Raw genomic sequence first — 13,065 nt, 5'->3', positions numbered from 1 at the left:
ATTTAATTTGCGATATGATTATTATCGTCACCGGAGTTTCAGGAACAGGTAAAACTACCATTGGTTCAGGTCTTGCCAATCATTTCAAGTTACCATTTTTTGATGCAGATCACTTCCACCCTGAGGAGAATATTGCAAAAATGAGTCAAGGAATCCCTTTGAATGATACGGATCGCATGCCCTGGCTAAATGCATTGGCAAATCAATTAAGAGAATCTGAAAAAACAGGAGGTGCTGTGCTTGCTTGTTCAGCACTAAAAGAATCCTACAGAGAAATTCTTAACATAAATGATCGGGTTCGGTGGATACACCTTGAGGGCAATAGAGAATTAATTTGGGAGCGAATGCTGGCCCGAAAAAACCATTATATGAAAGCTGGGATGCTTGATTCTCAACTTGAAACCTGGGAAGAGCCTGATTATGGCTTGAAGCTTTCCATTTCTCAATCTCCGGAACAAATGATAGAAGAAGCACTTCAATACTTGAATGATTAAGCTCATTTGAAATAGTGTTGATTTTAAACTTTGAAAAAGCGAACTTGAAAAATATAATCGCCTTTTCAATCATGAAAAAATCACTCTTTCTACTTCTTATTTTCAGCTTCCCGTTTTTTGCTGCTTTCTCCCAAAGTTATTTGATCTCCAATGTTCACTTGGTCACCATGGAAAACGATCAGGTGAAAAAGAACCAAATCATCCTTGTGGAGGATGGGAAAATTAAACAGATTCTTCCTGCTTCCCAGAATGTTCCTAATTCGGGTTTAACTAGAATCGATGGGAAAGGAGCCTATGTATATCCGGGTTTGGCGGAGTTTCATTCCCATATTCCCGTAGCCCAAAATGGAGATACCCAACTTCAGGAGGAGACCATGTGGTTGTACTTGGCAAATGGTGTTTTGCGGGTGAGAGGAATGATAGGTCATGCTTCGCACTTACCTTTAAAAGAAAGGGTCGAGGCAGGAGAAATTCCTGGTCCAAGATTATTTCTTTCAGGACCTTCATTCAGCGGAAGCTCCGTTTCTTCAGCCCAACAGGCGGCCCAGATGGTTCGTGATGAAAAAGCTGCTGGATTCGATCATCTCAAATTACATCCCGGTCTGGAAATGGACGAGTTTCTGGCAATTTCTTCCACTGCCAAGGAATTGGATATACCTTTTGGTGGACATGTCTCTTTAGCTGTAGGATTAGAAGCGAGTTTGAAAGGTGGGTACAAATCCATCGAGCACATGGATGGGTATATTGAAGCTTTGATTCCTGACTACTCCAAAGTTTTGGATCCCAAGATTGCAGGACCTTTTACCATGCTTTTGGTGAAGGAAGCTGATTTGAGCAAGTTGCCCGAGTTAATTCAAATGACCTTGGACACCAAAGCCTGGATTGCCCCAACTCTCACGCTTTTTGACCGGTATTTTGGCTACAAGCCAGCAGAAGAATATCGATACATTCCAGAAATGAAATATATGTCAGCTTTGCAGGTGCAAAACTGGATCAATGCCAAAACCCCTTATGAGGAGGCAGGTGTTTTGACAGAAGAAAATGTGAAACCCTATCTTGAGTTCAGAAATATGCTATTTATGAAACTCCATGAAGCAGGGGTGCCAATATTAATGACTTCTGACTCTCCTCAGGTCTTTAACGTGCCAGGATTTTCAATTCACCATGAAATTGCATTGATGTCAGAAGCAGGGATGTCCAACTATGAGATATTAAAATCAGGTTCAGTCAACCCGGCAAAGTACTTTGATGAAGATGGGGAATGGGGTCTCATTAAATCTGGAGCATCTGCAGATTTTGTTATGGTAGAAAAAAATCCTCTAGAAGATTTAGAAACTCTTAAAAATCCATTGGGGGTGATGATGAAAGGAGAATATTATGATCAAGCTCGATTAAAAGAAGAGTTGGCAAAAATTGAGGCTAATCACAAAAGATAGCATTCATCCAAATTATAGAAATCACCCAACCCAAAACCTTATGAAACTAAATTTGAAAAGTAAATGGACTCTTGCAGCACTCACTTTATTTTTAGCTTGCCAAAGTAAACCCACAGATCAACGAACAATGGAAGAGACTAAAGAAATTAATTTCGAATTCAAAGTAGAAAAAATAGGACAGTGGGAGGGGAAAGATGTTTTTAAATATAGCCTTGATAATGGTTTTATGGAGGTGGAAATGACAAATTTTGGAGGAATCATTTCAAGGATAATTACTCCAGACAAAGAAGGGAATATGGAAAATGTGGTTTTAGCATTGGATAGTATTCCTCAATATTATACAGGAAATGGTCCTTATTTGGGAGCAGCTGTAGGCCGATATGCAAATAGAATCTCGAATGCATCATTTGAACTGGATGGAGTTAAATATGACATTACAAAAAATATTGGGGAGAATCATCTTCATGGAGGAAAGAAAGGCTTTGGAGTTAAAGTTTGGGATCAGGCAGAACCGTATGATTCAGAGGATGCAATCGGGGTGAAAATGCACTACTTAAGCGAAGATGGAGAGGAAGGTTACCCCGGGAATCTGGATACTTGGTTGTTTATGGAGCTTACTTCGGATAACGAAATCAAAGTACGGTTTGAATCGACCACAGATAAAAAGACGGTAGTCAATTTGACTAATCATAGTTATTTCAACCTTGGGGGAATCAAGCGGGACGTAAAAGATCATGAGGTGCAGATTTTTGCAGATGCCTACACCGATGTGGATGGTCAGTCAATCCCAACCGGCGATTTAATAAATGTGGAGGGAACACCATTTGATTTTAGGATTCCAAAGAATTTGGGAGAACAGATGGAAGCAAATGGAGGAGGTTTTGATCATAACTTTGTCACGAAAAAGGAAAATTCATCTGACCTTCAAAAAATAGCAAAAGTCAAACATCCGGAAAGCGGTAGGGTAATGGAAGTTTACAGTACCGCTCCAGGAGTTCAGTTTTATACGTCCAATGGAATGCGGAACTTTAAAGGAGCAGACGGAAAAGTTTACCAACCTTTTTGGGCATTCTGTTTAGAACCACAAGCTTGGCCAGATAGTCCGAATAAAGCGAATTTTCCATCCGCTGCTTTAGCACTGGGTGAAAAATATGTTCATGAGATTGTTTTTGAGTTTAGCGTGGAATAAGTATTCCTAAAGATTAACACTCATTTTTCCGATCGCTTTCCACTCACCCATCAATTGTTTGATAGCTACTCTTTGGGTAGCTTCAAAAGATTGGTAGGCAACCACTATTGTTTTGAAGTGATTAAGATCTCCCAGCAATCTTAGCGAAAGAGGGTTCCCAAAAAGATAAAGCAGACAATTCTTGTATTGAGCCAGTTCTGTAATTTCTTTCAATACCTCATCGCTCAACCCAAATTGATTGACTGGCTTGGCAGAAGGAACAAAAAGGGAGATTATCATTAAATCTGCTTTTTTATCAGATACTTCCGATAGGTTCCTACCAAATGCTTCTTGTAGCATGGTGCTGAAAACCGTCTCCTCTTTTAAGGGAAAAGATCGATGACCTAAATTTCCAGACTCACCAAGATCCCGTATTTTAATGGAGTTTATTTCACCTTTTAGCAGACAAAGGAATTCTTTAGATAATTTTTCTAGGAATTTTTCATGATTTTCCCAATTGAATTTTGGAACATCAATGTGCTTTCTTTCCATCACTCCAAGTCTCCTCTTTAGGTCCTGGATTTTTTCAAAAACAAAATCAACTTCCTCCTCACTTGCTTTTTCTGAGATCATTTGAATTCCCTCTTTTACATTTTCAGAAAAACATAAGATGTCATTCCCTGCATGAAAAGCTTCCCATTCGAGTTGACCTTTGATTTGGAACAGACTCGAAACAGCTTTCATATTCAATGCATCCGAAATGACTAAGCCACTGAATCCCATATCGCCTTTCAATAAATCAGTAATGATTTCTCTGCTAATGCTCGCTGGGATTTCTTTCCCCTTACTTAAAGCCGGTACAGCCAAATGGCCAACCATGATCATTTCTACCTCATGATCGATTCCATACTGGAAAGGATATAATTCTTCGGCGAGTAATTCCTCTTTCGTTTTATTGACTACAGGAAGGCCCAAATGAGAGTCAACATGTGTATCACCATGACCTGGGAAATGTTTGAGGCAAGCTCCAATCCCCGCTTTTGTCAAACCTTTATAGGCTGCCAAGGCTAGCCTCGCTACCGTATTAGCCTCCGAACCAAAGGATCGATATCCTATAACTGGATTTAAAGGATTCGTATTCACATCTGCACAAGGAGCCAAATTCAAATGAATGCCTGCACTCTTCATATCCAAGCCCATTTTATAACCTACTTCTTCAACTTGTTTTTCACCTTCCAGGCTGATACCTCCAAGCGATATAGCAAAGGGATAAGCAGGAGTTTCCTCGATTCTCATCGCTAAACCAAACTCCCCATCAATAGAAATAAGCAAAGGAATTTTTGACACTTCCTGGTATCGATTGATCAGGAAAATTAGTTTCTCAAGCGAACCTGTAACATCTAAAGTTTCTTGTCTTTTTTCAAAATTGGCTGCTGCAGAGATTCTACTATGAAAAAATGTCAATCCTCCGATTTCTTCATTCCGGATCAAATTTTCCAGTTCTAGATAATTTTCTTCAGAGTCATGGACAAATGCTGCAGGAAAGAAAAGTTGAGCTACTTTTTGGCTTTTAGTTAAAATAGGTGTCATTGGGTTCTATTGAGAATTCATTATTCTATTTTGACGTTTTGATTTTCAGTATTATACGTCGCTATGTGAATTAGGAATGTTAAATCTTATGGAATGTAGAAATAAAGCAAGGGTAAATTATTCAGTTTTCTTACCAAAACTGCTAGGGTATTTTACGGATTTAGCCATAATTAAGGCTGGAATCATTGCTATCCCAACCCAAATAAAGAAGCCTGTGTATCCCAGCCATTCTTGAACAAACCCTGAAAGCATTCCCGGTAACATCATTCCCATTGCCATAAAACCTGTAGCAATAGCATAATGTGAGGTTTTGAATAATCCTTCTGCAAGGTAGATTAAAAAAACCATGTAAGCAGCAAATCCAAATCCGTAACCAAACTGCTCTATAATGACAACTGCTCCTGGGTAAATGATACTTTCAGGTTGAAAGTAGGCTAATAAAATATAAAGAAGATTTGGGAGATTTAAGGAAAGTGCCATGGGGATCATCCATCGTCCTAGTCCATCTCGAGAAATTGCTATCCCTCCTAATATCCCACCTAGAAGCAAAGCAATAACACCAATTGTTCCATAGAGAAACCCTACCTCCGAGGTGCTTAATCCCAGTCCTCCGGTAAGTCTTTCCTCTAATAAAAAAGGGGAAGCCATTTTCACGAGTTGAGATTCTCCCAGTCTATATAGAAGAACAAAAGCTAGAGAAAGTGCAATGTTCTTTTTGGTGAAAAAAGTACTGAAAACTTTCCCGAAACTACCCTCTCTTTTGGCGACATCGCCGGAATCCTCTTCTACCTTTGGAGTTGATAAGAAGTTAATGAGTGTAAGCAGCAACATTAAGGTTCCTACAATTATCATGGTGTAGGACCAAGCTTTGCTATTGTCTCCCAAAGTTGTCTCTAAGTAACCAGCAATAATCACAATTAGTCCCTGGCCTGTGATCATCCCGATCCGATAGAATGTTCCTCTCAAACCAACAAAAAAGGATTGTTGGTCGGGTTTTAATGCGATCAGATACATCCCATCTGATGCAATATCATTGGTTGCTGAAGCAAAAGCTCCCATCCAGAAAAAGGCAAGTGTCAAAAAGAAAAAGTTGCTTCCAGATGTACTCAATCCGACTCCCAAAAAAACCAAGGAAAGGATAAATTGCATGCTAAGAAACCACTTTCTTTTCGTACCAATGAGATCTATTATGGGACTCCAGATTGGTTTAATAACCCATGGTAAATACAATAAACTAGTATAAAGCCCAATATCACTGTTTGAAACACCAAGTTTTTTATACATGATCACCGAAACTACTATGATGACGATATAAGGAACACCTTCCGTCATATAAAGGGAAGGAATCCAAATCCAAGGATTCTTTTGATTGTTTTTTGTCATTTTTTGCGAATCAAATGTTCGTAAATACTGGTTTCGGATCCATCAATAAGTTTAGCGCCAACTGCTTTTTGGTAAAATTCTGCTGGGCCGACTCCTCCTATGATTGTATAGGCATAGCCCATTTCTTTCATGGATTGAAGACTCTTAATGAGCAAAACTTTGCCAATGCCTTTTCCTCTTTCTGTTTCTAATGTTCCTGTTGGGCCAAAAAAGTTTCTAGCAGTGGATTCATAGCATGCAAACCCCAAAATCTCATTTCCTCGATGGGCTATCAGACAGGAAACAGGTTGTCTCGAAAAAGCAACTTCCACCTCGGATTGCCAATAATCACCAAAATTTTCCTTGACCCAAAAACTTACGAGATGCTTTTCTGGAGCGATTGCCCTTCGAAAGACAATCCCTTCTTTTTTTGCTAGTCTATTTTCTATTTCTGAGCAATCTGGTAATCCTATCAATCTTACGAGCATGTCTTTCATAGAGAAATTAGTTAAGGGACTTGATAGACCTGAGTTTGTACAATCCTTCCATAATGGTCAATCCATCGGATAGCAAGAAATTTGGTGTTTAAACTCTTTACCTCTAGTGATCTTGCTCTTGCTCCACCTACCCAGACAGGATGAATTTCCGAATCGGCCAATTGATTAAGTTCATTAGCCCCATGTACTAGTGCGTACCTGATGGCTGGATCCAAAGGTTTTTCAAGTGAAATCTTTGTTAAAAATTGATCAGCTGTTATAGTCAAGACTACTGGGTTTTCTATTATCGCCACTGATCTTGGCTCAAAAGATGGAGGAAGCGTTGGTTCTTGATATAATTCCTGCTTCAGATTTTTGGCTACATCCTGATTTTTTGAAATAAATGACTTGGCAGAGAAAAAAGCATTTCCCTGAATGTTGGGAACAGTTCTGGTGTAAGAAATCTGATTTAGAATTTCTGAAGGATTATCCCATGCTTTATCAGCATTATCACGAATTTTATAGGGTCCATTACCGATATAGATATTCGTATTGTAACTATTTTTAGACCACCAATCATTTAATTTGCGATAACTTGCAAGTTCATAATCCATGCTCCAATAAATCTGAGGGATCAAATAATCTATCCACCCGTTTTTCATCCAGGTAATAGGATCGGCATAGAGGTCATCATAATTTGTCTGCCCGGCTTGAGTTGGTGAGCCTTTTGGATCTTTGTCTTGATTTCTCCATACTCCAAAAGGAGAGATTCCAAACTGAACCCATGGTTTACTTGATTTGATGTATTGGTGAACGGCCAATATCAAATCATTTACATTTTGTCTTCTCCAATCATCAATTGATTGCCCTTGTTTTTTATAGGTATCATAAGACTTTCTATCGGGGAAAACCTCTTTTCCAATTTTATAAGGATAGAAATAATCATCAAAATGGATGGCATCCAGATCATAATTATCAACCAATTCTCTGATGATTGCAGTTAAATGAGATTTAACCTCTGGTAATCCGGGATTATAGTAATATTTGGTGCCATACTTTAACATCCAATCACGATGTTTAAAATAATCATGTTCAGGACTGAGAAGATCTGTCTTTAAATCGAAAGTAGCCCGATATGGATTTAGCCAGGCATGAAATTCCAGACCTCTGTCATGAGCTTCTTTGATCATCCAGGTCAATGGGTTTTCTGATGTGCCTGGTGCCTTTCCTTCTTTTCCAGTTAGATATTTTGACCATGGGGCTAAATTGCTAGGGTAAAAAGCATCGCCGGCTGCCCTAACTTGAACAATAACAGTATTAAAGTTCAAAGACTTATAATAATCCAACAAGCTTAAGAAGTCTTGCTTTTGTTTTTGAAAAGAGTCTGTTGCTTGAGTTGGCCAATCGATATTAACAACTGTTGCTATCCAAACCCCCCGGAATTCTCTCGGGATTTCAGGTAAATTAAAGTTTAAGGGTTGAAGATTTACAGTGGCTTTTGGGATAGGCTTCACCGGTAAATCTCCATTCGTATTTGGTGGAATTGTTGACTCTGGAAGTTCCGTTTGTTCGTTGGAGGTTTGGTTTTTCTGGGTTTTACATCCAAAAAAAGCAATATTTAAAAACAAAAACAGAAAAGGGTATTTTAATGACAAACGCATAATTGAATGCTGGGAAATTAAAACGAAGGTACAGGTTTCAAATTCAGGTCAGCGAGATTTTTTCTAAGGTTTTCCATGAATTGTTTTCCGGGATCAGTCTTAACGGTTCTGTAATCAGGATCTAATTCTTTCCAAAGGTCTGTATTCTGAAAATTCTGATATTCATAATGCCCTATGACGTAATCGATGGCATATTTTTTCTTCAGGTGTCTTATCAGCATTTCGTTCGCTTTTAGCTGCTCTTTGGTCAAAGGGTCATTGATACCACCGATGTTTTCGATTCCTATGGCTGCGTAATTTAATCCGATTGTATGTCTGGCAAATGTGGTTTCTGGTAATAATCTAAATATTGTCCCATCTCGATCGATTAAAAATTGACTTGATACATTTAGATTACTGGCACCGGATAAATCCTCCCGACCTCCCAACGTGGGTGAATCGAAAACATCAAAAGTTGCTTCTATGGAATTGACCGCTGTCCAGTGAACCACAACTATTTTTGGATCGATAATGGCTTTTTCCTGATCTAATCCATGTCTTGCTTTCAGATACTGTAGGGATAGATTTTCCCTTTCCTCGTTCCATGTAATAGGTTTTTCAAAAATCCGAAAAGTAGATTTGGAACTACAGGAAAATGAAAAAGATGCAATGATGAGTATCCAAAATATTGATTGTTTTATGAGTCTCATAGTAGTCAAACTTTGAAATAGAATTAAATATTGTTGGGCGATAAATCAATCTATTCGATTTTTCCCTCACACTTTGTTGAGCTAAACTAGTAGGAAATCGGTAGTAAATAGAGGAAATGGAAGCTATTTTTTGCTGTATTGATCCAAATCCCCTTAAATTTTGCATGATCTTGCAGCTTTTGCTAGTTTAACCTTTCAAACAGTCATATCATGCTTAAAGAAGAGCGGCAGAAGTTTATCCTTGATCAAGTCCATTTGCATCACAGAGTTTTATTAAATGATTTATCTGAAAGTCTAAATGTATCCATAGACACGGTTAGGAGGGATGTTAAAGAACTAGCAAAAGACAGGAAATTAAAGAAAGTTCACGGTGGTGCTACATCTTTTGGTTTCATGAATTTCCGTAAGGATGAAGGCAATGTTTATCTTCAATCTAAAAAAATAGCCATTGCGGAAAAGACGATTTCATTGCTTTCCGAAGGTCAGGTGATTTTGATGAGTGGAGGAACTACCAACATGGAAGTTGCTAAAATGATACCTAAAAAAATGGCCTTGACTGTTTTTACACCGAGCTTACATGTTGCAATGGAATTATTGGAGCTTCCATCAGTGGAAGTGATTTTTTTGGGAGGAAAATTGCTTCACGATGCAAAATTTGCCGTAGGTGGAATGGTAGTCAATTCACTTTCTCAATTGCGTGTTGATATGTGTATTTTGGGGACAGGGTATCTGGATTCGGTACATGGATTGACTGAATTTGACTGGGAAGTGATTCAGGTGAAGCAAGCTATGATCCGAGCTGCTAAAAAAACTGTGATATTATCCGTATCAGACAAACTTCATTCTGTACAGAAATATAAGACGTGTGATATGACTGCAGTTAATACGCTAGTGACAGAATTGGATCCAACAGATGAACTACTGGATGCTTTCAGGCCTTATGATTTAACACTGGTGTAATTAAAAAGTCTTGATACTATTTTCCTGGATGATAGACTTTTTTTGCATTTTTAATCACTTCGTCTTTATTCAAACTCATAGGTTTGAGCTTTTGGTCTAGGAACAATTCCATTTGATCATCAAAATGCGGACTATCCGGTCGATTGCTCGATCCAAAAACATTGATGGTTTCGATTTTTGGTAATCCTTCGCCAAATCTTACCATCATGATGTAGGACTCTCCTTGTACTCCCTTTCGTGTGCCATTTTCCAACTCTGAGGAGCGTATGGCAGTAATTACATCATCTATCCCCCAAAGCGGCAACGCTTTTTCGCCTCTTACTAGCTTCTGATATTCTCCGAGAGATATGATATCTTTTCCAAAGAATTTCTGAAAATGTTCTTTTGCCTTTCGATAACCAACCAAAGCTTCTTCCTCAGTTAAAAAGGTATCGAAATCTCTTCCATCAGCGATAAATTGATCCCTCCAATAATAATATTGAAAGGCAAAAATAGCAGCTCCTTTGCTATTGATCCCCGATTTTTTATCCCAAGATTGAAGGGTTTGAATCAGGCTGGCTACATCTGGGTATTGTTGGGGATCCAAAGTAAAAAGGGATTCCATATTCGTTCTGAATGCTAGTTTCTCAGGCAATTGTCCATCATATTTAATGCGTTTGAATTGCTCATAATTTATTTTCCCTGTATCAGCCATGAGTTCACGGAATCTAATAGATCTATTATTGTCTCTGGTCGAATAATTCATGCCTTTTGAAAAATCCGAAGGATTCAAATTATCAGCAAATCCACTTGCTTTGAAAGGGGAGTGATTCGTGTTATAGAGGTATCCTGAAGAAGGATTTACCTGTTGAGGAAGACTGGAAAAATCATAATATTCAGACCAAAGAGATTCTTTACTATTTCCAGCCACCGTTTCTGTATAATCGATTGCTGGATTTCTGACAGGTAGTAGTCCATTGCTGACATAAAAAATCGTATCATTTTTATCTGCATAAACCGTATTAAAGCTGGTGAGTTGCATCAGGCTCATGGCACTTTCGAATTCAGTAAAATTTTTGGCTTTGTTCATTCTCCACCATTGTTCTGGAGCACCGATTCGATCTAATACGCCCAAACGGATACTGAATGCACCTTGCTCTGTCACTAATGTTGGCCCATAAATGCTTTTCCAAACCTTTTTGGGCACTGGGACTGTGATTAAATCCCAAAGTTTAACTTTCAGCCAGACTGTTTTTTCCTCTAGGGTTAACCATTTCCCATCCACTAGGTATTCGTCATCATTTTCTGGATTGATTTCTAATTGGAATACATCCAACAAATCAGGGAAATTAACCGTATGTGCCCAGCCTAAATTTTCATTGACCCCATGGAAAATCATGGCCCCACCAGGGAAAAGACCTCCTAACATATTCCAACCTTCCTCCGAATGAAGGTGTGTTTCATACCAGGCAACAGGTCCTTCCAATGGCTGATGGGAATTGATGGCTAGAAATGACTCTCCACTTTCAGTTCTGGAAGGATGAATGGCTATGGCATTCGACCCTTTAGGATTTGTATCAAACGGGACTTCAGTTACTGTCCCATTAACGATTTGAGTGACAGCACGATCTGCACTTGACATTTGGGCCAGAGAGAGAATGTATGCAGCAGCCATTTCTTTGGTAGTTACCGGAAATGCTTCTGAAAGCAAAATTTCATCCGAATGGGCTAGAGCATAATCATTTATTCCAGCAGCATAGCCATCTAAAACTCGTTTAAACTCTTCCGAATAAGTGCTATCATATTTTGCATTGGCCAATTCTCTGGTACCTAATAAATGTCCAAAGAAATCAATGGCGGCACCATCCTGACCAAATACTTTGCCTGCAATTCTTTTTCCTGCGAGCAAAGTCGTTTGAATCGTTTCAAAATCGTCTTCTGCATGTGCCCAAGCCAAACCATAGGCAACATCAGCATCGGTTTTTCCAAAAATATGGGGTACTCCATATTCATCCCTTGCGATTTCAATCTGTGATGTTTCCCAACCAGATGGACTATAAGATGTCTCACAAGAAAAAAGTAGCAGCGTATTTAGAAATAAAAGTCCTACACGAGGGATCTTCATGGGCTTCAATTTTGGCAATTAGATTTCTTTGCAAAATGCGTTTTTATCGGAAACAAAAAAAGCCCTCCTAAAGAGGGCTTAAAGAGATTTTTAGAAAGAAAACAAAGGTTATTCACTGGCAGGAGTAAATTTCACAACTTCCTTAGAATAAGGTCTGATTGTTCTCAAATATGCAAAAATTGCTTTTAGATCTTCTTCTTCCATTCCTGAATACATTGTCCAAGGCATGATGGAATTGAATTCCCCCGGTTGGATTTTAGGTAAAACATAACCTGAATCTTGATACTGTTTAAATTGTCGCACAAATCGGGTTTCATCCCAGGATTCTATACCGGTAAGATCGGGTGTAATGTTTGAAGACCGAGTAATAGAGCCATCTGGATTTGCGAATTCTCGACCTCCTGAAAAAGATTCTTCCATGATAATTTGACCCTGTGGATCTGCTGGAGTATGACACTCTATACAACCGGCAGCATTCGTTAAATAGCTACCATAGGCAACTTGATCACTTTTATCTGGGATTTTCCCCGGATTGGCTTCCTGTGGAATGGTTCTTAGAATGAAATTGAGAGGAAAATCAGCTTTTGAATCTGGGACTTCATAGGCAATAGGGTCCAATGATCTAATGTAGGCTATAATTGAATAAATATCCTCTGGGTCCATTTTACCATAGTATAGGTAGGGCATTAATGGAAACATTGGTCTATTATCGTTTGTAACACCGGTAGTTATTACTCTATAAAGTTCACCATCTGTATAGTCAGAAATTCCTTCAGGTGTAATGTTTTTAGCATAAAAGACGCCGGGAAAGCCCATGCTGTGATCGAAGCGGTCTCCACCTTTCCCTATTGTCCCTGGCGCTGGAGGTCCTGAGAAAAGAGAGAAATCCCGGGTGGAATGACAGTCCATACAAACTGTCACATGATTTGCTAAATAGGCACCTCTTTCTATTCGTTCCTGACTGTAAGTTACGTTAAGGTCTTCAGGTTCAGGTACATTTGGAAAAGCAAATTGTAAATAAATAAGGCTTCCAAGTAAAAGAATAAGGAACATACCAAAAAGGTATCCGATTATTTTGAAAAATCTTTTCATAAAAATTAAATAGTTTAGGTTTCAATAATTTAG

At 38.7% G+C, this 13,065-nt stretch carries 11 protein-coding genes; 4 read left to right on the top strand and 7 right to left on the bottom strand.

The genetic code is table 11. The features are described from left to right. The first annotated feature begins 14 nt into the window (after positions 1-14). The 3 genes from AAGF08_RS10000 (at position 15) to AAGF08_RS09990 (ending at position 3,119) form a co-directional block, all read left to right on the top strand. Positions 15-494 (top strand): gluconokinase, encoded by a 480-nt coding sequence (locus tag AAGF08_RS10000; protein WP_343511017.1) that lies wholly within the window; start codon positions 15-17, stop codon positions 492-494. 71 nt (positions 495-565) lie between these two features. Beyond that, on the top strand, positions 566-1,930 hold the full coding sequence (locus AAGF08_RS09995; protein WP_343511016.1) for an amidohydrolase family protein: 1,365 nt from the start codon (positions 566-568) through the stop codon (positions 1,928-1,930). 40 nt (positions 1,931-1,970) lie between these two features. After that, positions 1,971-3,119, top strand: a complete 1,149-nt coding sequence (locus AAGF08_RS09990; protein WP_343511015.1) for an aldose epimerase family protein — start codon at positions 1,971-1,973, stop codon at positions 3,117-3,119. Between the two features lie 6 nt (positions 3,120-3,125). Here AAGF08_RS09990 and AAGF08_RS09985 read toward each other — a convergent pair whose 3' ends face one another. The 5 genes from AAGF08_RS09985 to AAGF08_RS09965 all read right to left on the bottom strand — a co-directional run bounded on the left by AAGF08_RS09985 (position 3,126) and on the right by AAGF08_RS09965 (position 8,876). Then, positions 3,126-4,688 carry a glycoside hydrolase family 3 N-terminal domain-containing protein gene (locus AAGF08_RS09985; protein WP_343511014.1) on the bottom strand — a complete coding sequence of 521 codons (1,563 nt, stop codon included), beginning with the start codon at positions 4,686-4,688 and terminating at the stop codon, positions 3,126-3,128. A 117-nt stretch (positions 4,689-4,805) separates the two neighbouring features. Beyond that, the gene (locus AAGF08_RS09980; protein WP_343511013.1) at positions 4,806-6,071 is read right to left on the bottom strand and encodes an MFS transporter; all 1,266 of its coding nucleotides are present in this window, start codon (positions 6,069-6,071) and stop codon (positions 4,806-4,808) included. Then, positions 6,068-6,547: a GNAT family N-acetyltransferase gene (locus tag AAGF08_RS09975; RefSeq protein WP_343511012.1), complete on the bottom strand. Its 480-nt coding sequence runs from the start codon at positions 6,545-6,547 to the stop codon at positions 6,068-6,070. The genes AAGF08_RS09980 and AAGF08_RS09975 overlap by 4 nt, the downstream gene beginning before the upstream one ends. Before the next feature lie 11 nt (positions 6,548-6,558). Next, complete coding sequence (locus AAGF08_RS09970; RefSeq protein WP_343511011.1) at positions 6,559-8,187, bottom strand: family 10 glycosylhydrolase; 1,629 nt, start codon at positions 8,185-8,187, stop codon at positions 6,559-6,561. 17 nt (positions 8,188-8,204) lie between these two features. Continuing rightward, complete coding sequence (locus AAGF08_RS09965) at positions 8,205-8,876, bottom strand: peptidoglycan recognition family protein (protein ID WP_343511010.1); 672 nt, start codon at positions 8,874-8,876, stop codon at positions 8,205-8,207. Positions 8,877-9,086: 210 nt separating this feature from the next. Between AAGF08_RS09965 and AAGF08_RS09960 the strand changes: the two genes are divergently transcribed. Beyond that, positions 9,087-9,836: a DeoR/GlpR family DNA-binding transcription regulator gene (locus tag AAGF08_RS09960; protein ID WP_343511009.1), complete on the top strand. Its 750-nt coding sequence runs from the start codon at positions 9,087-9,089 to the stop codon at positions 9,834-9,836. 16 nt (positions 9,837-9,852) lie between these two features. Here AAGF08_RS09960 and AAGF08_RS09955 read toward each other — a convergent pair whose 3' ends face one another. Both AAGF08_RS09955 and AAGF08_RS09950 read right to left on the bottom strand, forming a co-directional pair. Next, the gene (locus tag AAGF08_RS09955; RefSeq protein WP_343511008.1) at positions 9,853-11,940 is read right to left on the bottom strand and encodes an acylase; all 2,088 of its coding nucleotides are present in this window, start codon (positions 11,938-11,940) and stop codon (positions 9,853-9,855) included. Positions 11,941-12,048: 108 nt separating this feature from the next. Next, the gene (locus AAGF08_RS09950) at positions 12,049-13,032 is read right to left on the bottom strand and encodes a c-type cytochrome (RefSeq protein WP_343511007.1); all 984 of its coding nucleotides are present in this window, start codon (positions 13,030-13,032) and stop codon (positions 12,049-12,051) included. Positions 13,033-13,065 lie beyond the last annotated feature (33 nt).

The sequence above is a fragment of the Algoriphagus sp. SE2 genome (assembly GCF_039563885.1).
Lineage (GTDB): Bacteria > Bacteroidota > Bacteroidia > Cytophagales > Cyclobacteriaceae > Algoriphagus.
Note: the sequence above shows the minus strand (reverse complement) of the source record. Positions and strands in the feature narration are given on the sequence as shown.